The following is a 20,689-nucleotide window of genomic DNA, read 5'->3' as shown; positions in this document are numbered from 1 at the left end:
ATAATGTTGTCAATCAGAAAATTACTTCCTTATGATTTATCTGATTAATTGCTCGTTGTTTTACTATTTTACTTTTAATTTAGATGATTATATTTTTTAAAACATTAGTTCATATTTCAATTTGATAATTAAATAATCCAGTTTATGTAAATTATCTAATTATCAAATTGGCACATTTTCTAGTTGATAAGTTTCTCAATAAACAGTGTGCCTATTTCGGTAAAATCTTTAAAAATATAATCCGCTTCATGTAAAATTGTTCTCTCGCCAATTCCTACACTTACCATACCTGCAATATTTGCAGCCTGAATTCCGGCAATTGAATCTTCAAATACAATGGCTTTTCTTGAGTTAATATTTAATAATTGAGCCGCTTTCAGGAAAACTTCCGGATCAGGTTTGGCATTGGTAACATCATTTCCGTCAACTATAACATCGAAATACGGAAGGATTCCTGTTTTTTCAAGAATTGGTCTTGCGTTTTTGCTGGCAGAACCTAATGCAATTCCCTGATTTTTTTCTTTTAATAGCTTTAGAATTTTAAAAACTCCCGGAAGAATTTCACTTTCATCCATATCAACCAAATAAGATAAATAATCTTCATTTTTTTGAATCAGCCATTTGTCCTTGTCTTCCTGCGAAGCCTGAACATTTCCTAATTCAAGAATTATGTCTAATGATCGTACACGGCTTACACCTTTAAGTAATTCGTTATGTTCGGGTGTAAAGTTTATATTTAATGTTTGCGCGATTTTTTTCCAGGCCAAAAAATGATATTTGGCTGTATCGACAATGACTCCGTCAAGGTCGAATATGAATGCTTTTTTCATTATAAGGGAGATTCTTAATTTATGATTTTTGAATAGTGTCGTCTACATCTTTTACTTTGTAGACTAAAGCAGCGGCGATTAAGAAACTGACTCCGCTTGTAATTAAGGCATAAATTGCATCACCATTATAGAGGTATTTTACAATTGGACCACCAATTAGTGCGTTTACAATTTGAGGAATAACTATAAAGAAGTTGAAAATTCCCATGTAAACTCCCATCTTTTTAGGAGCAATTGATCCTGCAAGAATCGCGTATGGCATAGCCAAAATACTCGCCCAGGCAACTCCAATTAAAATCATTGGCAATACAACCCAGTCTTCATTTGGCATAAAGTATATTGAAATTAATCCAATTCCTCCGGTGGTTAATGAAATGGCGTGAGTTGATTTTCGGCCAATTTTTTTAGCAATGTAAGGCAAGAAAAACAATGCGATAATGGCAGAAACTAAATTGTAAACGCCAAACAGAATTCCAACCCAATCTCCGGCATCCTGATATTGCCGGCTGGAAGTATCCTCTAATGGCAATCCGTAAATGTGATGCGCAATCGCAGGAGTTGTAAAAACCCACATTCCGAATAATCCAAACCACGAGAAAAATTGCACCCAGCTTAACTGACGCATTGTGGCTGGCATTTTTGCAAAGTCAGTAAAAATATCAGTAAGTTTTGATTTTTCTTCAGAAGGAATATCAATTTCACTTTGTGGGTCTTCAAAATTGGCTAATTCTTCCGGAGTATATTCTTTTGTTGTAAAGAGTGTCACTAAAATTGAACCAATTAAAACGGCTGCGCCAATGATAAACGATAATTTCAGATTTAAAGGAATACTTCCGGGAACGGCATTGTTTGAAATGTGAAAATAGTTTGTTAAGACATACGGCAAAGCGGAACCAATTACAGCTCCAAAACCAATTAAAGAAGTCTGAATACTGAATCCCGCAGTTCGCTGATCTGTTCTTAAATTATCACCGACCAAAGCGCGAAATGGCTCCATGGCAATGTTAAAAGAGGCATCCATGATCATTAACATTCCGGCTCCAACCCATAAAGCAGGCAAGACTGAAATAAAAATATTGGCCTGTGGCATTAAAATCAATCCAACGGAAGCAAGAATAGCACCTACAAGAAAAAATGGTTTTCGTCTTCCAAATTTCCCCCAGGTTTTATCGCTGTAATGTCCAATAATGGGTTGCACTATTAACCCCATTAAAGGAGCAATAATCCAAAACCATGATAACTCATGTACGTCGGCACCAAAAATTTGAAGAATTCTGCTGGCATTTGCATTCTGAAGTGCAAATCCCATTTGTATTCCCAGGAATCCGAAACTCATGTTCCAAATTTCCAGGAAACTTAATTTACGCTTTTCCATTATCGTAATTTGTAAAAATTATACGATAAGCGCTTTGCTTATCAAAACCTACTATTTTTTTCGAAGTAAAAGTAAAAGCTTTGAATTGGCTGTAAATATATAAATATATTTCAATTTTTTGTTTTCTAAAAACAAATATGAATAAACATTTTTAACTACAAGGTTGTAGTAATGAATTAAATAAGAAAAAAGTGCTGCTTAAAAAATGAAAAGTGATAAAAGCGGAAGTAAAAATTAAAGTTTAGGTTGTTTTTATCACTTTTGATTTTTCTATTTTAAAACTAGTCTGTTGATTCTCTTTTTATAAGATGCGTTTCGATTACTTCTGTTGTATAATTTTCATTTTCTTCATCGTCATCATCATGATCGGCTTCAAGCCTTTCTATTAGCATTTTAGCGGCTTTGTTTCCCATCTTTTTTCCGCTTTGGCTGACAGTTGTTATACTAGGTGTTGAATATTTAGATATGATTCCGTCAGTAAAAGCTATTACGGCTAAATCTTCGGGGATCTTTAAGCCCATTTTATTGGCAGTTTTGATTATGGTAACAGCAAAAAGCTCATTTACAGCAAACACAGCATCAAACGCTCTGTCATGCAAAAGCTGGCTGATGGTAATTTCGCAAGTATCTACATCTTCAATTTTAATAATCAGATCTTCATTAAATGGTAATCCATTGTCTAAAAGTGCTTTTTCGTAACCATCGGTTCTCAGTTTTCCAACACTTACATAATCAACAGTAGTGACCAGGGCGATCTTTTTTCTTCCATCATCAATCAAACTCTGAACGGCTTCGTAAGCGGCAGCTTTATCATCAATAATCACTTTATCGCATAAAATATCATTGGTTACACGATCAAACATCACAACCGGCATTCCCTGATTGATAACTTCTGTGATGTGGTGAAAATCTCCTTTGAATTGTGTCTCTTTAGAAAGTGACATGATAAAACCGTCAATGCTTCCGTTGGCGAGCATTTCCATATTTAGCACCTCTTTGTCAAATGAATCCCCTGATAAGCAAATTACAACACTATAGCCATTTTCGTTGGCAACCTGCTCGATTCCGTCAATTACGGTAGAGAAAAAATAATGTACAATTTCCGGAATGATAATGCCGATACTTTTGGTTTTTCGATTTTTTAAACTAAGGGCAATGTTGTTGGGTTTATAGTTGTAAAATTTTGCAAAAGCCTGAACTTTTAATCGTGTTTCTTCGCCAATTTCAGAGCTGTTCCGTAATGATTTTGAGACTGTTGAAATAGACACATCCAGCTCTTTTGCAATCTGTTTCAGGGTTACTTTTCGCTTCATAATGCTAATTTGGAAAAAATGTTATTAATAATAAAGATATGCTTAATTTTATAAAATGATAATTTTATCCTTAAAAAACCGACATAAAATATAAAGTTTTCAACACTACCACGTTTTCGTAAACCAATAAAAATTGCTTCATGTTGAGCATGTTAATTAATTTCTAATTTTGAAATTCGAAGTAAAATTAAAAGCTTAACTAACAATCAAAAACTCAAACTAATTTAAACAAAAAGTATGAAAACAATTTCCAAAAAGTTGTTATTTTTATTCCTGCTGTTACCCTTTTCTATGCTTGCTCAAAGCACTTTAAACGGTACTGTTGTCGATAAAGCAACGGGACAACCAATCCCGGGAGTAAATGTAAGTGTACAAGGTGCTCCCGGAGGGACATCGACAGGTTTTGACGGTAATTTTCAGTTATCTAATGTAAAAAAAGGAAACAAAATTTCAATTTCTTTTATTGGATACAAAACTGCCACCGTTGATTATAATGGAGAAAAAACACTAAATATTTCATTAGAAGAAGATACCAACCAACTTAAAGAGGTTGTGGTACAGGTAGGTTACGGAACTGTTAAGAAAAAAGATGCAACAGGTTCGGTTTCACAAATTTCATCAAAAGAATTTAATAAGGGAATTAATGTAACTCCCGAAAGTTTAATCAGCGGCCGTATTTCGGGTGTTAACGTAACCGGAGGAGGAGCTCCGGGAGCAAAAGCAGACATAAGAATTCGTGGCGGATCATCTTTAAATGCTTCTAACGAACCGTTAATCGTTTTAGACGGACTTCCTTTAAGCAATGCAGTTCCAAGTGGAGCTACAAGTATTTTATCTACAATTGATCCTAATGATATTGAATCTTTTACAGTTCTTAAAGATGCATCTGCTGCTGCAATCTACGGATCAAGAGCTGCAAATGGTGTAATCGTTATTACCACTAAAAAAGGAACAAAAGGGGCTGTAAAAGTAAACTTCAGTTCTCAGGTTGGTATCAATACTGTAGCAAATACAGTTGATGTAATGAGTGCGGATCAATTTCGTGCCTTAGTAAATGAAAAAGGATCAGCAGCTCAAAAAGCTTTGTTGGGTACTGCAAACACAAACTGGCAGGATGAAATTTTTCATACAGCACTTACGACTAACAATAATATTTCTGTAAGCGGTTCATTGTTTAATAAATTACCTGTTAGATTATCTGTTGGGAATGTTGATAATCCGGGGATATTAAGAAACACTTCTTTTGAAAGAACTACGACATCAATATCATTAAATCCGGTTTTATTTGACAGCCACTTAAAAATCGACATTAGCGGGAATTTATCATTTGGTAAAAATCAATTTCAAGACGAAGGCCCGGTAATCAGCAGTGCTATAGGATTTGACCCTACACAACCTGTTTATCAGTCGGGTTCTCGCTATGGAGGATATTTTGAATGGTTAGAACCTACTGGTAACTTACCGCTATTGCCAGCGAGGAATCCTGTGGCGAGATTAAATCAAGACGAACGCAGGGCTACTTCAACAAGAAAATGGGGAAATATTAGATTAGATTATAAACTTCATTTCTTTGAGGATTTGAGAGCTGTTGTTGAAGCAGGTATTGATAGATTTGACAGCAGTGGATACACAGAGGTAAGTACTCAAAGTGCTTTAGGATATCAGCCAAAACCATTTAGTGATCCTGGTTATGTGAATTTAGGAAACTATAGCAGCTATACAGATGCACTTCAAAATAAAAACTTAAATGCTTATTTTAATTATACTAAAGACTTAGGAAAAATTAAAATTGATGCAACTGCGGGTTATAACTACCAATTATTTCAAAAAGAAAAATACTCATCAGGAGAAACCAGACAGCCAAATCCTAATGAGGATGTTGCTACTGATCCGGATGTTAACTTACAGTCGTTTTTTGGACGTTTGAATTTAGGTTATGACAGTAAATATTTATTAACCTTAAATTATAGAAGAGACGGAACTTCCCGTTTTTCTGAAGATAACAGATGGGGAAATTTTGCAGGAGGTGCTTTTGCATGGAATGTTACTGAAGAGGAATTCTTAAAAGATCATTCAACTCTTTCGACTTTAAAACTAAGAGTTGGTTACGGAGCAACAGGACAGCAAGATATTCTGCCTCAGTATGATTATTTACGAAGAGTAACATTAGGTACAATTAATTCTCAATATATTTTTGGCAATACTATTTATACAACAGCCAGACCCGAAGGATATAATGAAAACATCAAATGGGAAGAATTGGCTGAGATGAATGTTGGTATCGATTACGGATTTTTTAATGACAGAATAACAGGATCGATTAATTATTTTGATAAAAAATCAACTGATTTATTAGCAGATATTGCAGTTCCTGATGGTGCAAATATTAGAAATCAAGGTTTCTTTAATATCGGAAGCGTAAGAACAAAAGGTATTGAGTTTAGCATTCAGTCAGATATTGTTAAAAATGATAACCTGACCTGGAATGTAGCTTTTAATACTACTTATGTTGATCAAAAGATTTCTGAGTTGGGAATTACAGTTCCGGGTTTTCAGGGATATTTGGCCGGAGATAATATAGCGGGTGGAAATGGAAACAAAATCCAGATTAATTCAGTAGGATTTACACCAAATTCATTTTTTGTGTTTGAGCAATTGTACGATGCCAACAAAAGACCAATTGCCGGAGCTTATGCCGATAGAAATGGAGACGGGAAAATTGATGCAGGAGATCGTTACAGATACCATAAACCGGCTCCGGATTACACCTTTGGTTTGTTCTCTACCTTAAACTACAAAAAATTTGATTTTACAATGAACTGGAGAGCAAGTTTAGGGAATTATATTTTTGATAATGTGAGTTCTAACTTCGGATATTCTGATGCAGGCTTAAGAAGGCAAACAGATTTGTCTAATGTAAGTTCAGATTACTATAATACTGGTTTTACTTTTGAGGATAACGGAACACAACGTTACCTGTCCAATTATTTTGTGAAAGATGCTTCTTTTATAAAATTAGATAATGTTACACTTGGATATACTTTTGATAAAACGTTATTAAAAGCAGCTTCTTTAAGATTTACGGCTGGAGTTCAAAATGTTTTTGTACTTACCAAATACGATGGTTTAGATCCGGAGAAATTCAATGGAATTGACAATAATGTTTACCCAAGAGCCAGAACTTTCTTGTTTGGAGTAAATGCAAATTTTTAATAAGTACTTACAATTTAAAAATAAACAAAATGAAAATGTCATTTAAATATATATCTTATTTTTTCCTATTCATTTTAGGATTAAGTATGACGCTTACTTCATGTACGAGCGATCTGGATGTTACGCCAGGTGATGATGATGAATTTTTATCTGAAACTTTTTTCCAGGACCCGGCATCGTACAAACAAGTATTGGCAAAATTATACGCAGGTTTGTATGTAGGAGGTAATGATGGTGATGGTTCAGCAGATATTGCCGGATTAAGTGGAGATTTTAGCAGTTATTTACGTTTGCTTTTTGTAACACAAGAGTTTACAACAGATGAAGCTATTATTGCCTGGGCTGATGGTACTTTACCAACATTAAATGCTCAGACGTGGTCGCCTGCAAATGAATTTTTGGAGGGTACATTCTCCAGGGCGTTTTATCACATTAGCGTAGCTAACGAGTTTTTAAGACAAACTACCGATGAGAAACTAGCTGCCAGAGGTGTTGATGCAAGTTTAAAAGCTGAAATTGCTGTTTTTAGGGCAGAGGCTCGCTTTTTGAGAGCTTTCTCCTATTACAATTTAATGGATTTATTTGGAAATGTGCCAATTACTACAGAAAATGATCCTGTTGGATTCTTCTATCCGGTACAAAAATCAAGAGCAGAAGTTTTTGCTTTTGTTGAATCTGAATTAAAGGATTTAGATAATAGTTTAGCTGCTTCAAAAACAAATGAATATGGAAGGGTTGATAAAACTGCCGCTAAATTTTTATTGGCACAGGTTTATCTAAATTCTAAAGTATATACGGGAGTAGAAAGAAACAATGAAGCTGCAACATTGTGTAATGAAATCATTACCGGTTCAGGATATACTTTTGCAGAAGTTCCGTATAGTTATTTATTCTCTGCAGATAATGACAGAAATGGTGCTCAAACCGAAGTTATTTTTCCAATTATAGGCGATGGGAATGCTATCAGAGCTATAGGAGGAGGAATGAGTTTTATTATGCATGCTTCTATCGGGGGCAGTATGGATGCAGCATCCAGAGGTATGGATGGTGGATGGCAGGGTATTAGAACTCGCAGGGAGTTTGTAAATCTTTTCCCTGACGAAAATGCAGCTGCAGATAAAAGAGGAACATTTTATACCAACGGTCAATCAAAAGATATTAAAAATGTTGGAACTTTTACAGACGGTTATGCTGTAACAAAATATATCAATAAAAATTCTGATGGTACTGCTGCTCAAAGAAATGATATCCCGGATATCGATTTCCCGATGTTCAGATTAACTGATGCTTATTTAATGTATGCTGAGGCTGTTTTAAGAGGAGCTACAACTGGAAATATTGGAACAGCTTTGGGTTATGTGAACAAAATTAGAACCAGAGCAAATGCTGCAGCTATTGGTACTGCGCAATTAACTCTTGATTTTATTTTAGATGAAAGAGGAAGAGAATTATTCTGGGAATGTCACAGAAGAACAGATTTGATTCGTTTTGGAAAATTTACAGGTGGATCTAAAATTTGGCAGTGGAAAGGCGGTTCTGTAAATGGTAGTGCTACTGATTCCTATAGAGATTTAATGCCTATTCCTGCCAGAAATATTCAGGCAAATCCAACTTTAAAACAAAATACAGGATACTAACTAACCTATAAAAAATAATAAAAATGAAAAATATATATAAAATTTTAATCGCATTCGTTGGTGTATTAGCCGTATCGTGTAATGCTGATGATGTAGAAGACAGACCAGTTATTGAAGCAGCAACCGCTCCGGTATTATTAACGCCAAAATCTGATTTTAGTATTGTCCTTTCTAAAGAAACAGAAAATAATATTGCTACAACCGTAATTTGGGATGATGCTCAATATGAAGGAACACAGACTGTTGTGAATTATGTTATAGAAGTTGGTAAAGCAGGAACTAATTTTGCTTCACCGGTTGTAGTATCAAATACAACTGCAAGATTTAAAGCTTTAACGGTTGCCGAACTAAATTCAGCATTAGTTAATGGAGGTTTTATTGAAAAGCAGGAAAATAAAGTAGATATCCGTATTAAATCGGTTGTAGGAGCTTCCGGACTTCCTCAATATTCTAATGTTTATACATTTACGGCTACTCCGTACCATGTGCCTTTAGCAAGTTCTCACTGGCTGGTAGGAGCTGCTACCCCAGGTGGATGGTCATGGTCAGGTGATGCTGAAACAGAATTCCCTTTGGTTATTGGTCAGACAAATATTTATCAGGTAACTGTTGTTCTCAAAAGTGGAGAAGCTTTCAGAGAATTCTTAGGAAATAACTTTACAAGTGATGGTAACTGGGATGCCAGTCATAACTACACTTACTATTCAGGATTAGGTTATACTATCGATTCAGAATTAGTAAATGCTGGTGATGGTGACAACAACTTCAAATATACAGGACCAACAGGATCCAGAGTTTTGAAAATTGATAACGTTGCAAAAACTATCACATTAGATTAAATTTTTTAATGTAAATAATAAAAGGCTATCTAATGGATAGCCTTTTTTAATAACTAACTAAACTATGAAAAAATTATTACTCTTACTTTTTAGTTTATTTACAGTAATCGTTTTTGCCCAACAACAAAACGTTACATATTCTGTAAATCCGACTACCTTTGAAGAAACAACTGCTATTACCATTACCATAAACGGAAGCAGTATAAATGAAACTACCTGGGGAATTATCGGAACTCATGAATTGTATTTATGGGCATGGGCTTTTGATACCAATGACACAACTGCAAAAGGAACACCAAACAACGGTGCATGGACAGCCTCCAGTGCGGCAAGTGTATTTACGTACAATGCAGGAACAGATACGTATACAAAAACGATAACACCAACTGCTTATTTTAATGCAACGGGAATTGGCAGAATTGGTTTTTTGGTTAAAACGAAAGACGGAACCGGAGATAAAAAATCACAGGATATTTTAGTTGAAGTAGGTACTTTTCAGGTTACATTAACTTCTCCTTTAGAAAACAGCGCAACCATTTTGGCATCAGGTTCTAATTTTAACATTACGGCCACAAACTCAAATGGTGCTGCCAGTTATGTATTAAAATCAAACGGAAGCATTATTAATACAAATGCAAGTACTGTTAATTATTCATTCAGTCATACCAATATTACAACAAATCAGAGTTATGAATTATTGGTAACGCAGGGAGCAACAACGATTTCTAAAAAGTTTTCGGTTGTAGTAAATCCAAATACGGTTTCGGAGGCTATGCCAGCAGGTTTAGTGGATGGAATTAATTACAATTCAGTTGATTTAACTAAAGCCACTTTAATGTTAGATGCACCTTTAAAAGATTTCGTTTACGTTGCCGGAAGTTTTAATAATTGGCAGCCTACATCGGCCTATGCCATGAAAAAAGATCCGGCTTCAGGAAAGTTTTGGTTAGAATTATCAGGCTTGGTTTCGGGAGTGAGTAATACCTATCAGTATTGGGTAGTAGACGCAACGCCATTTGCAAATTCACCTTCATTGGTTAAAATAGCTGATCCTTATTCTACATTGGTTTTGTCTCCCTATGATGATGCTTCGATTCCTGCAATCAATTATCCAAATATGCCGGTTTATCCCTCAGGACAGCAATTTGAAGTAACCGTTTTAAAAACCGGACAAACTCCATATAACTGGCAGATAAGCAATTTTACAAAACCTGAAAAAGATAAATTAGTAGTTTATGAAGTTTTGGTTCGTGATTTTGATGCCAACAGGAACTATCAAAGCTTAATTGACAGAATCGATTATTTTAAAAATCTCAAAATAAATGCTATAGAATTAATGCCTGTAATGGAATTTGAAGGTAATGAAAGCTGGGGTTATAATACTTCTTTCCATATGGCTTTAGATAAATTTTATGGAAGCTCTGATAAACTAAAAGAACTAATCGATTTATGTCACCAAAACGGAATTGCAGTTATTCTTGATGTTGCTTTGAATCATGCTTTCGGAAGAAATCCGATGGTAAGAATGTGGATGAACGATCCGGACGGAGACGGTTTTGGTTCGCCAACTACTGAAAATCCTTATTTCAATACAGTTGCAATGCATAGTTATAATGTTGGAGAAGATTTTAATCACCAATCGCTTAAAACTCAGAATTATGTTAAACGCGTAATCAAACAATGGGTCGAAGAATATAAAATTGACGGTCTGCGTTGGGATTTAACCAAAGGATTTACTCAAAATTGCCCTTCAAATGTTGCAGGCGGACAAGAATCCTGCACAGGAAATTACCAACAAGACAGGGTAGATGTATTAAAAACATATGCTGATTATTCATGGAGTTTAGATCCAACACATTATACAATCTTCGAACATTTAGGTACAGATTTGGAAGAGCAGGAATGGGCTAATTATAAAATTGCCGAATCCCCAAGCAAAGGAATCATGATGTGGGGTAACTTGAATAACGCTTATAATGAGTTGTCGATGGGATACACGAGTAATATTTCGAGAATGACGAGTTCAAGTCACGGTTTTACCTCAAATCGTTTAATGGGTTATGCAGAAAGCCATGATGAAGAGCGTTTGATGTATAAAAACATTCAGTACGGAAACTCTACGAATGCAGCTCATAACGTAAAAACATTAAGCACAGCTTTGTCAAGAATGTCGGCTATTGGAGCAGTTTCCTTATTAGTTCCGGGACCAAAAATGATCTGGCATTTTGGAGATTTAGGTTGGGATTCTTCTATTTTTACTTGTAATAACGGAACCGTAAATGATGCTTCTGCGACAATTTCAGGAGATTGTAAATTAGATACAAAACCACAGCCACAATGGACAGGAAGCTGGCTGACAAATTCGGGCAGAAATAAAATTTACTACGACTGGGCAAAAATGATTACGCTAAAAACCAAAGAGCCAGTGTTTTCAGGAACTGCAACAATGGCAAATGCAAATTCTTTGTATGCAAATATTAAAATTACAAATGCAAACCTGGATTCAGGCCAACTTAAAGATGTATTGATTTTAGCCAACTTTAATGTAACAACGCAGAATGTTGCAACTGGTTTTTCATATCCGGGAATCTGGTATAATTTAATGGACAATACCACGATAAATGTTGCCGATGTGAATGCTTTGATCAGTATTCCGGCAGGAGAATTTAGAATTTACGGAAATAAACAAGCGAGTTTGGCTATTGCCGATTTTGAAAAAGGAACTATTGTGAGTTTATATCCAAATCCGGTTTCAAACTATTTTACCTTAAATATAGCTGCTGAAAAAGTTGAAATTTATGCTATTACCGGTCAATTGGTAAAAAGTTTTACAACCAATAAAAATCCGGATTTTCAATTTGGCGTAAGCGATTTAAAATCGGGCTTATATATTGTAAAAGCACTGGATAATAATGGCAAAACTCAGGTAATGAAGTTTATTAAAGAATAGATTGATTTTGGTTTGGTTAGGTTAGTAATGCAAAAGGGCTGTCTCGAAATAGACAGCCCTTTTATTTATAATTGTTTTTTTAAATTATTCTTCTTTATCATATTCTCCAATTAAAGCAAAATATCCAAATGTTCCCAATCCTAAAACAATTAATGGAGTCAGGATGAACAGAATGATGATTCCGAATACCAGATCATCTTGTTTGTCCGAAAGGAATTTTGGCAGACCAAATTCAAAAACACAAAAATAAGCTGCGGCAAGTGCCAGTACAATCCACAGTATGCCTAATATTTTTTTAATTAGATTCATAATTCAGTATCTTAATTAGAGGTGAGTATTTTTATTTTTATTATCGATATAAATCATTCCAATGACAAAACACACAGAAGCTATAACGATTGGATACCAAAGTCCGTCGAGGTAAAAATCGGTTTTGCCGGAGCTTTTGGCATGTGTTACAAAGTAAGTTGAAATGGCAGGAAGCAATCCTCCAAAAATTCCATTTCCAACATGATAAGGTAATGACATTGAGGTGTATCGAATTTTTACCGGAAACATTTCGACTAAAAAGGCAGCAATTGGTCCATAAACCATTGTCACAAACAATACCTGAATGAATACGAAGAAAATCAAACTCCATTGGTCATTTGAATTAATAATAACCGATGTAGTAACCTGATCGTCTTTTTTAGCTGCAAAATGAGTCTTTTTTTCAATTGAAACTGTTCCGTCAGTAAATTCTTTATGGGTTGTATAAACAGAATCTTTGGCTGCAGTTAATTCAACCGTAGTTTTTGTCTTTTCTGTAATTTCGGTTTTAAGACTAGTGTCTGTGGTAGTATACATTCCTTTGTAGATTGGCCTGTACAGCAAAATAGCCAGTAACATTCCGCCCATCATAATATATTTACGGCCAATTTTATCGCTCAGCCATCCAAATACAATAAAAAACGGCGTTCCTATCAAAAGCGCGATACCTAATAAACTATCTACCTGAGAAGAATCTATGTTCATTACGGTTTTCATGAAGCTCATGGCATAAAATTGTCCGGTATACCAAACAACTCCCTGCCCCATTGTTGCTCCAAATAAAGCAAGCAGTACAAATTTTAAATTGTATCGATTACCAAAACTTTCTTTTAACGGACTGGCGCTTGTAGTTCCTTCTTTTTTTGCTTTTGCAAACTCAGGAGACTCATCCATATTTTTTCTAATTAAATACGAAACGCCTACCATCACTATCGAAACCCAAAATGGAACACGCCATCCCCAGGTATCAAAATCTTCAGCTGAAAGAACATTTTTCGTAGCCAGAATTACCATCAGTGAAATAAATAATCCCACAGTTGCTGTAGTCTGAATCCAGGAAGTCCAATAACCTCTTTGTCCGGCTGGTGCGTGTTCAGCAACATATGTCGCTGCTCCGCCATATTCTCCGCCTAATGCAAGTCCTTGTAATAAGCGTAAAATTAAAACTAATAAAGGTGCAAAGAATCCAATAGTTTCATAACTCGGAATACAGCCTATTAAAAAAGTAGAACCTCCCATTAATAATAAGGTAGCCATAAAAGTATATTTTCGGCCAATAATATCACCAAGTCTTCCAAAAAACAAAGCTCCAAACGGGCGGACTACAAATCCGGCGGCAAAAGTGGCTAAAGTAGACAGAAACGCAGCAGTAGGATTGTCACTTGGAAAAAATTTGGTTGAGATCACAACAGCTAAACTTCCAAAAATATAGAAATCATACCATTCAATCATTGTTCCCATTGAAGAGGCAGAAATCACTTTCCAAATCCCTTTTGTAGATGTTTTACTCATAAACTTGTTAATATGTCATTGATAATAAATAAATCCTTAAAATAATTTTTCACGAATATAAAAGATATTTATTTATTCAATTGCTACTTTTTTAACAAATAGTGATTATTTATTGACAATTTGGTTTTTGAGTGAAATTTGAGTTCGTTTTTGAGGAAGAAAGAGAGATTTAAAATATCGGGCAGGAATTGATAAAAACAAAAAACCCGAATATTGCTATTCGGGTTTTAGTGGTGCCTCCAGGGATCGAACCAGGGACACATGGATTTTCAGTCCATTGCTCTACCATCTGAGCTAAGGCACCTTGCTAATTATCTCACTTTATCTCTATTTTCATAGTGTTGGGTGAACGTGTTTGCGGGTGCAAATATAGGATGATTTTTAGTTTATCCAAAACATTTTTTAAAAAAAATCAATTCGTACCTTCGCATTGGTAAATAAAAAAATATGGTTTTAACAATTGATGTTGGTAATACTCGAATTAAAGCAGCTGTCTTTGAGGGAAGTACTGTTTTGGAGAATTTTGTTTTTGAGAAAAAAGAACTCGAAAAAAAAATTGAAATTATTTTAAAAAAATTTCAAAATTGCTATGATTTGGTTGTTGCATCAGTCGGAAATGTCGAAAAACAATCTTTTTTAGCTTTCGAAAATCAGCTTAATGTTCATTTTTTGACGCATGAAGATGTTTTTCCGTTTATAAATAAATATGCAACCCCAAAAACTTTGGGAATCGACAGGATGGTTTTGGCTTCCGGGGCAACTTTGCAATTTCCAAAACAGAACAGATTGGTTATTGATGCGGGAACTTGTATTACTTACGATTTTATCGATGAATTTGATAATTATTTGGGTGGAGCAATCTCTCCGGGGCTTCGATTGCGTTATGAAACACTACACAATTATACAGCCAGACTGCCTTTGCTGGCTTTGGAGGCACCTGAATCATATATAGGAAACACTACTGCAGAAGCTATACATTCGGGTGTTGTTAATGGTTTCGTCTATGAGATTGACGGTTTTATCGATGAATATCGTGCAAACTTTTCAAATTTTATAATAATTTTAACGGGCGGAGATACAGATTTTTTGGCTAAACGATTAAAAAATACCATATTTGCCAATTCAAATTTCTTGCTTGAGAGTTTGAACCAAACATTTCAATATAAAATCAACAATGATTAAAAAAATTATACTAAGCGTCTGTTTGCTTATCTCGTTCGTTTCATTAGCTCAGCAAGGTACATCCTCTCCTTATTCTTTTTACGGAATTGGAGATATGAGATTTAAAGGAACAATAGAAAACAGGTCGATGGCAGGTGTTGCGGTAGAGCAGGATAGTGTTCACATGAATGTTGAAAATCCATCAAGTTATGCTAGTCTGAAATTAACTACTTTTACTATAGGAGGTACTTATGGGACATCTAAATTAAAAACGGATACTGAAAGTGCGAGTGCCAAAAGATCAACTTTTGATTATTTGCTTCTTGGGATACCAATGGGTAAATTTGGTTTTGGTTTCGGATTAATCCCAGTTTCTTCTGTTGGTTATAAAATCCGAAATGATAATACCGGTACCGATGGAGCAACAAGCAGCCAGTATGAAGGAAAAGGAGGTTTGAATAAAGTTTTCTTTGGACTAGGATATAAAATTAAACCAAACTGGAGTGTTGGTGCAGACCTGCAATACAATTTCGGAAAAATTGAAACAACAAGTCTGGAAGTAATTACAGGAATGTCAAATGGAACAAGAGAGGTTAGTACTTCAGAATTGTCCGGTGCCAATTTTAATATTGGGACAATGTATCAAACCCCGATTGATAAAAAAATCAATTTGTTTACCAGTTTAAGCTACACGTTTTCGAGCAATTTAAAGTCAACAAGTGAAAGAACTATTACTGTTGATGGCGATCCTGATCCGGTTGTGTTTGATCCGGCCAGCAATACTTTGAAATTACCAAACAGATTAACTCTTGGTGCAGGTATCGGAGAAGCAAGAAAGTGGCTGGTTGGTACCAGTCTGACTTTTCATGGCAGCGGAAAGTTTGAAAATTATTATAATAAAAGTGATGATGTTCGTTATGAAAATTATTCTAAATATGCTATTGGTGGATATTTTATACCAAACTATACTTCGTTCTCAAGTTACTTCAGCAGAATTACGCTAAGAGCAGGAATGAAATATGAAAAGATAGGTTTGGTGGTTAATAATCAGTCGATAAAAGATGTAGGAGTTACTTTAGGTGCAGGATTTCCTATTACAGGATCATTTTCGAATATTAACTTTGGAATTGAATATGGAAAAAAAGGAACGGTTTCTTCAGGCTTAATCCAGGAGAATTATATAAATTTTAGTCTTAGTTTCTCTTTCAATGATAAATGGTTCGTGAAAAATAAATATAACTAGCGTATAAAGTTATGCTTTTTTAAGCCCATACAATTTACTACATTTGGCAAATGAATTTACCAAAAAGACATACTATTATAACCGTTGTCACAGTTTTTGCTGTGACACTGTTTTTTGGGTGCGAAAGCAATTTTAAAGAAGTTCAGAAAATCAACTTTTCAGAATTTATTCCAGGCACTGATGCAGATACGGTTAATATAAAATATACAGATTCGGGAAGGATAACCGGGGTTTTGAAAAGTCGTAAAATGTTGGATTATTCGAGTGTTGAATTCCCTTTTACGGAATTCCCCAAGGGAATTGATGTTACCTTATATGATAAAAAACAAAAACGTACTTTTATAGTGGCAAATTATGCGGTTTCATATAAAAGAACCGGTATAATTGATTTGCAGGGAAAGGTAAAAATTACTTCTGAAGCAGGGCAAGTGCTGGAGACAGAACAATTATACTTTGATCAGAAAAATGAATGGTTTTATACAGAAAGAAAGTTTAAGCTTACTGATGCGAAGGGTGTTTCTCATGGTCAGGGAATAGATTTTAGTAAAGATTTTAAAGTGATAAACTCACAACGGGTAAGCGGCGAAATTGAAGCCAATGAAGAATAAAATATAAATTATGGGTTATTTAAAATATACACAATACGCTTATCTTGTAATTGCAGCTCTGTTTATTTATGATGGAATAACAAAGATAAATTCAGGCGACGGTACTCCGTGGTTAAGCTTTTTGATTGCAGGAATGGGTGTCTTTATGTTTTTCTTCAGGAGAAAATTTGCAAGAAAATTTGACGAACAGAACAAAAAACAGTAAAAAATGGAAATTAGTATTATAATACTGTGTTTAATACTATCAGCCTTTTTTTCAGGAATGGAAATAGCCTTTATTTCCTCCAATAAGATTTATCTTGAAATTGAAAAGAAACAAGATAACTTTATTTCCAAAATACTCACCAGACTTACTGAGAAACCATCTAAATTTATTGCAGCAATGCTTATTGGAAACAATATTGCGTTGGTTGTTTATGGATTTTTTACAGGAGATTTGATTCTGAAATGCATTGCTCATCTTGGATATCAATTTTCAGATTATACCAATTTGTTTATTCAGACTTTAGTTTCGACTTTTATTGTTTTGATAACGGCCGAATTTTTTCCAAAAGTTTTTTTTCAAATTTACGCCAATTCCTTAATTCGGATTTTTGCTGTTCCAGCCTATATTTTTTATCGGTTATTTTATTATATCTCCACTTTTTTTATCTGGATTTCCGATTTTGTTTTAAGGAAATTTTTTAAAACCGAAGGAGATCAGGTACAGCTGTATTTTAGTAAAATTGAACTCGGAAATTATATTACGGAACAAATGAGTACTGTGGAAGATAATGAAGAAGTTGATTCTGAAATTCAGATTTTTCAGAATGCATTAGAGTTTTCGGGTCTAAAAGCGCGTGATATTATGACACCCCGGACAGAAATTGTAGATGTGGATTTGTTTGACACTGTTTCGGATCTTAAAACCTTATTTATAGAAACGGGCTATTCTAAAATTGTTGTAAGTCAAAATTCATTAGATGATATTGTGGGTTATGTACACTCTTTTGATTTGTTTAAAAAACCAAAAACCATAAAATCAGTTTTAATGGCAGTTGAATTTGTGCCCGAAACGATTTTAATAAAAGATGCTTTGAGTTTACTTATCAAAAAAAGAAAAAATGTTGCCGTTGTTTTGGATGAATACGGAGGGACTTCCGGTATTATTACAATTGAAGATATCGTAGAAGAATTGTTTGGGGAAATTGAAGATGAACATGATTCGGACGAAGAATTGATCGAACAGGAATTAGGAGAAGGAGAATATCTTTTTTCAACAAGGCTAGACGTGACGTATCTGAATGAGACGTATAAATTAGATATCCCCGAAGATGATTCTTATGGAACCTTAGGCGGATTTATTGTTGATTTTACAAAAGATATCCCTCAAAAAGGCGAAAAAATAGCGATTGGGAATTATCATTTTTCGATAGAAGAATGCTCAAACAAGAAAATAGAATTAGTAAAAATGTCTATAAAAGAGTGATTTTTTTTCACTAATTAAAAAAATTGCGTAAAATAAAAGGCTAGTTGTATTGTTATTAACTAGATAATTGTATTTTCGCAAACTGAATATAAAATTAACGATAATAAAAATGGCAGTTTTAGCAAAAATTAGACAGCGTTCCGCATTATTGATAGGAGTTATTGCACTTGCATTATTTGCATTTATAATACAAGATCTTATAGGTAAAGGAACATTTAGTCAAAGTTCAAAAGATGTAGGAAGCATCGATGGAAAAGATATTTCATTTGAAGACTTTAGAGTTAAAGTGAGTAATGTCGAAAAAAGTGGACAAGGAATTACTACCACTGAAGCTGCAAACAGAGTATGGGATCAAGAGGTTTCAATCGCTTTATTGTCAGCTCAATTTGATAAATTAGGATTAAGAGTTGGAGAAAAACATCTTTTGGAAGTTTTAAAAGCTGATCCAAATATTGGTAAAAACCCAATGTTCTTAAATGCAGCAGGTATGTTTGATATTGTTAAATTCAAAGAATATTTCAAATCAAATCCGGAGGCGGCCCAGTTTATTGCCGAAAAAGAGAAAGAAGCTGCTTTAAATGCAAAATTCCAAATTTATAATACACTTGTAAAAGCAGGACTTTATACAACTGCCAGTGAAGGAAAGCTGAAATATGAAATGGAAGCCAATAAAGTAAATTTTGCTTATGCAGGAGCTTTATATTCTTCTATCAAAGACAGCGAAGTAAAAATTTCAGATTCTGAAATTGTTGACTACATGAAGAAAAACGAAAAAAAATTTAAAGCTGATGCCACTCGTGAAATTCAATATGTATTAGTAGAAGACAAACCTTCAAAAGAAGATGAAGCTGAAATCAAAGCAAAAATTACTGCTCTTTTAAATGGAAGAGTGGAGTATAATGCAAAAACCGGTAAAAATGATACATTGCCAGGTTTCAGAAATGCAACTAACATTGCGGAATTTGTAAACGCTAATTCTGATGTTCCTTATGATTCAACTTACATAGCTAAAAATTCTTTGCCTGCAGTTGATGCAGATAAATTATTCAGTTTAGCCCCAGGTCAAATTTATGGACCATATGTTTTTGGAAAATACTATGCTATTTCTAAATCTTTAGGATTTAAAGCGGGTGTTAATGCAAAAGCAAGCCATATCTTAATTGGTTATGAAGGAGCTCAGACTCCAAACCAAAAAGAAAAAAGAACTAAAGAAGAAGCTAAAGCTAAAGCCGAAAGTATTTTGGCTCAGGTTCAGGCTAATCCGGATAGTTTCATGATGCTGGCTTTTACCAGTTCTGATGATCCATCAGCACAACAAGGAGGTGATTTAGGATATTTTGGACCAAACCAAATGGTAAAACCATTCAATGATTTTGTATTCAACAACGGAATTGGGAAAGTTGGTTTAGTTGAAACTCCTTTTGGATTTCACATTATCAAAATTACAGACAAACAAGACGGTATTCGTTTAGCTACAATTGCTCAAAAAATTGAGCCTTCTGAAGCTACGTCTGATAAAGTATTTACATTGGCAACAAAATTTGAAATGGAGGCTGCCGACAAGGATTTTAACGCTACAGCTAAACAATTAGGATTAAAAGTTGCAGCTCCTGTAACGGCAAAAGCAATGGATGAAGCTTTCGGCCCATTAGGAAACCAACGTTCTATTATAAGATGGGCGTTTGATAAAGAAACGAAAGAAGGAGATGTAAAACGTTTTGAAATTGCAAATATTGGTCACGTAATTGCACAATATAAAAGCGAAAACAAATCAGGTTTAGTATCAGTTACGCTTGCAAGACCTTATGTTGAGCCAATCTTGAAAAACAAGAAAAAAGCAGAAATACTAAAAGCTAAAATGACAGGTTCAAGTATTGAAGCTATTGCTAAAAGTGCTGGAGTTACAGTACAACAAGCAACAAACGTTACAATGGATAATCCGGTTTTACCTGGTGGTGTTGGGCAAGAGCCTAAAGTTGTTGGAAATGCATTTGCTTTATCTGCAAATAAAATTTCTGCTCCAATTGAAGGAAATACAGGTGTTTATGTTGTAAAAAATATCAGCACAATTATAGCTCCGGCAATTGCTAATCATGCTGCTTATGTTGCTAAATTAAAAGCACAAAGTACTTCTGATACCAACAGAATTTTACCGGCATTAAAAACAAATGCTAAAATTGAAGATAACAGATTACAATTTAACTACTAGTTTAGTACTAAATTAAAATAAT

General features: G+C 34.4%; 15 protein-coding genes and 1 tRNA gene. 10 read left to right on the top strand and 6 right to left on the bottom strand.

Translation table 11 applies throughout. The features are described from left to right. Positions 1–179 precede the first annotated feature (179 nt). The 3 genes from pgmB to ACEN92_RS12985 all read right to left on the bottom strand — a co-directional run bounded on the left by pgmB (position 180) and on the right by ACEN92_RS12985 (position 3,518). On the bottom strand, positions 180–833 hold the full coding sequence (gene pgmB / locus ACEN92_RS12995) for a beta-phosphoglucomutase (protein WP_495642344.1): 654 nt from the start codon (positions 831–833) through the stop codon (positions 180–182). Between the two features lie 16 nt (positions 834–849). Continuing rightward, entirely contained in the window at positions 850–2,205 is a 1,356-nt protein-coding gene (locus ACEN92_RS12990) for an MFS transporter (RefSeq protein ID WP_495638787.1), read from the bottom strand. Between the two features lie 281 nt (positions 2,206–2,486). Then, positions 2,487–3,518, bottom strand: a complete 1,032-nt coding sequence (locus tag ACEN92_RS12985; RefSeq protein WP_495638786.1) for a LacI family DNA-binding transcriptional regulator — start codon at positions 3,516–3,518, stop codon at positions 2,487–2,489. A gap of 237 nt (positions 3,519–3,755) precedes the next feature. Here ACEN92_RS12985 and ACEN92_RS12980 point away from each other — a divergent pair, with 237 nt between their 5' ends. From ACEN92_RS12980 to ACEN92_RS12965, 4 genes are all read left to right on the top strand, one after another. Next, the gene (locus tag ACEN92_RS12980; RefSeq protein WP_495638785.1) at positions 3,756–6,731 is read left to right on the top strand and encodes a SusC/RagA family TonB-linked outer membrane protein; all 2,976 of its coding nucleotides are present in this window, start codon (positions 3,756–3,758) and stop codon (positions 6,729–6,731) included. 29 nt (positions 6,732–6,760) lie between these two features. After that, the gene (locus ACEN92_RS12975; protein WP_495638784.1) at positions 6,761–8,368 is read left to right on the top strand and encodes a RagB/SusD family nutrient uptake outer membrane protein; all 1,608 of its coding nucleotides are present in this window, start codon (positions 6,761–6,763) and stop codon (positions 8,366–8,368) included. Between the two features lie 23 nt (positions 8,369–8,391). Beyond that, positions 8,392–9,207, top strand: coding sequence for a SusE domain-containing protein (locus ACEN92_RS12970; RefSeq protein ID WP_495638783.1), 816 nt, complete (start codon positions 8,392–8,394; stop codon positions 9,205–9,207). A gap of 64 nt (positions 9,208–9,271) precedes the next feature. Then, the gene (locus tag ACEN92_RS12965; RefSeq protein ID WP_495638782.1) at positions 9,272–12,157 is read left to right on the top strand and encodes an alpha-amylase family glycosyl hydrolase; all 2,886 of its coding nucleotides are present in this window, start codon (positions 9,272–9,274) and stop codon (positions 12,155–12,157) included. A gap of 84 nt (positions 12,158–12,241) precedes the next feature. On the opposite strand, the gene ACEN92_RS12960 is transcribed toward ACEN92_RS12965, so the two are convergent. The 3 genes from ACEN92_RS12960 to ACEN92_RS12950 all read right to left on the bottom strand — a co-directional run bounded on the left by ACEN92_RS12960 (position 12,242) and on the right by ACEN92_RS12950 (position 14,282). Continuing rightward, the gene (locus tag ACEN92_RS12960; protein WP_495638781.1) at positions 12,242–12,466 is read right to left on the bottom strand and encodes a DUF6814 family protein; all 225 of its coding nucleotides are present in this window, start codon (positions 12,464–12,466) and stop codon (positions 12,242–12,244) included. 15 nt (positions 12,467–12,481) lie between these two features. Further along, the gene (locus ACEN92_RS12955) at positions 12,482–13,978 is read right to left on the bottom strand and encodes an MFS transporter (protein ID WP_495638780.1); all 1,497 of its coding nucleotides are present in this window, start codon (positions 13,976–13,978) and stop codon (positions 12,482–12,484) included. Positions 13,979–14,209: 231 nt separating this feature from the next. Further along, positions 14,210–14,282 (bottom strand) — tRNA-Phe (locus tag ACEN92_RS12950). 143 nt (positions 14,283–14,425) lie between these two features. Here ACEN92_RS12950 and ACEN92_RS12945 point away from each other — a divergent pair. The 6 genes from ACEN92_RS12945 (at position 14,426) to ACEN92_RS12920 (ending at position 20,667) form a co-directional block, all read left to right on the top strand. After that, the gene (locus tag ACEN92_RS12945) at positions 14,426–15,160 is read left to right on the top strand and encodes a type III pantothenate kinase (RefSeq protein ID WP_495638779.1); all 735 of its coding nucleotides are present in this window, start codon (positions 14,426–14,428) and stop codon (positions 15,158–15,160) included. Next, entirely contained in the window at positions 15,153–16,382 is a 1,230-nt protein-coding gene (gene bamG / locus ACEN92_RS12940) for a BamG family beta-barrel-assembly machinery protein (RefSeq protein ID WP_495638778.1), read from the top strand. The genes ACEN92_RS12945 and bamG overlap by 8 nt, the downstream gene beginning before the upstream one ends. 50 nt (positions 16,383–16,432) lie before the next feature. Continuing rightward, positions 16,433–16,990: an LPS export ABC transporter periplasmic protein LptC gene (gene lptC / locus ACEN92_RS12935; RefSeq protein ID WP_495638777.1), complete on the top strand. Its 558-nt coding sequence runs from the start codon at positions 16,433–16,435 to the stop codon at positions 16,988–16,990. A 10-nt stretch (positions 16,991–17,000) separates the two neighbouring features. Beyond that, positions 17,001–17,195, top strand: a complete 195-nt coding sequence (locus ACEN92_RS12930) for a hypothetical protein (protein ID WP_495638776.1) — start codon at positions 17,001–17,003, stop codon at positions 17,193–17,195. Between the two features lie 3 nt (positions 17,196–17,198). Next, positions 17,199–18,458, top strand: coding sequence for a hemolysin family protein (locus ACEN92_RS12925; RefSeq protein WP_495638775.1), 1,260 nt, complete (start codon positions 17,199–17,201; stop codon positions 18,456–18,458). 109 nt (positions 18,459–18,567) lie between these two features. After that, positions 18,568–20,667: a peptidylprolyl isomerase gene (locus tag ACEN92_RS12920; protein ID WP_495638774.1), complete on the top strand. Its 2,100-nt coding sequence runs from the start codon at positions 18,568–18,570 to the stop codon at positions 20,665–20,667. The last annotated feature ends 22 nt before the right edge of the window (positions 20,668–20,689 follow it).

The organism is Flavobacterium sp. Flavsp81, from assembly GCF_059491325.1.
Note: the sequence above shows the minus strand (reverse complement) of the source record. Positions and strands in the feature narration are given on the sequence as shown.

Coding starts and splice junctions, on each gene's coding strand:
- ACEN92_RS12990 (WP_495638787.1), bottom strand. CDS start 2,205: ATGGAAAAGCGTAAATTAAGTTTCCTGGAAATTTGGAACATGAGTTTC.
- ACEN92_RS12985 (WP_495638786.1), bottom strand. CDS start 3,518: ATGAAGCGAAAAGTAACCCTGAAACAGATTGCAAAAGAGCTGGATGTG.
- ACEN92_RS12980 (WP_495638785.1), top strand. CDS start 3,756: ATGAAAACAATTTCCAAAAAGTTGTTATTTTTATTCCTGCTGTTACCC.
- ACEN92_RS12975 (WP_495638784.1), top strand. CDS start 6,761: ATGAAAATGTCATTTAAATATATATCTTATTTTTTCCTATTCATTTTA.
- ACEN92_RS12970 (WP_495638783.1), top strand. CDS start 8,392: ATGAAAAATATATATAAAATTTTAATCGCATTCGTTGGTGTATTAGCC.
- ACEN92_RS12965 (WP_495638782.1), top strand. CDS start 9,272: ATGAAAAAATTATTACTCTTACTTTTTAGTTTATTTACAGTAATCGTT.
- ACEN92_RS12960 (WP_495638781.1), bottom strand. CDS start 12,466: ATGAATCTAATTAAAAAAATATTAGGCATACTGTGGATTGTACTGGCA.
- ACEN92_RS12955 (WP_495638780.1), bottom strand. CDS start 13,978: ATGAGTAAAACATCTACAAAAGGGATTTGGAAAGTGATTTCTGCCTCT.
- ACEN92_RS12945 (WP_495638779.1), top strand. CDS start 14,426: ATGGTTTTAACAATTGATGTTGGTAATACTCGAATTAAAGCAGCTGTC.
- bamG (WP_495638778.1), top strand. CDS start 15,153: ATGATTAAAAAAATTATACTAAGCGTCTGTTTGCTTATCTCGTTCGTT.
- lptC (WP_495638777.1), top strand. CDS start 16,433: ATGAATTTACCAAAAAGACATACTATTATAACCGTTGTCACAGTTTTT.
- ACEN92_RS12930 (WP_495638776.1), top strand. CDS start 17,001: ATGGGTTATTTAAAATATACACAATACGCTTATCTTGTAATTGCAGCT.
- ACEN92_RS12925 (WP_495638775.1), top strand. CDS start 17,199: ATGGAAATTAGTATTATAATACTGTGTTTAATACTATCAGCCTTTTTT.
- ACEN92_RS12920 (WP_495638774.1), top strand. CDS start 18,568: ATGGCAGTTTTAGCAAAAATTAGACAGCGTTCCGCATTATTGATAGGA.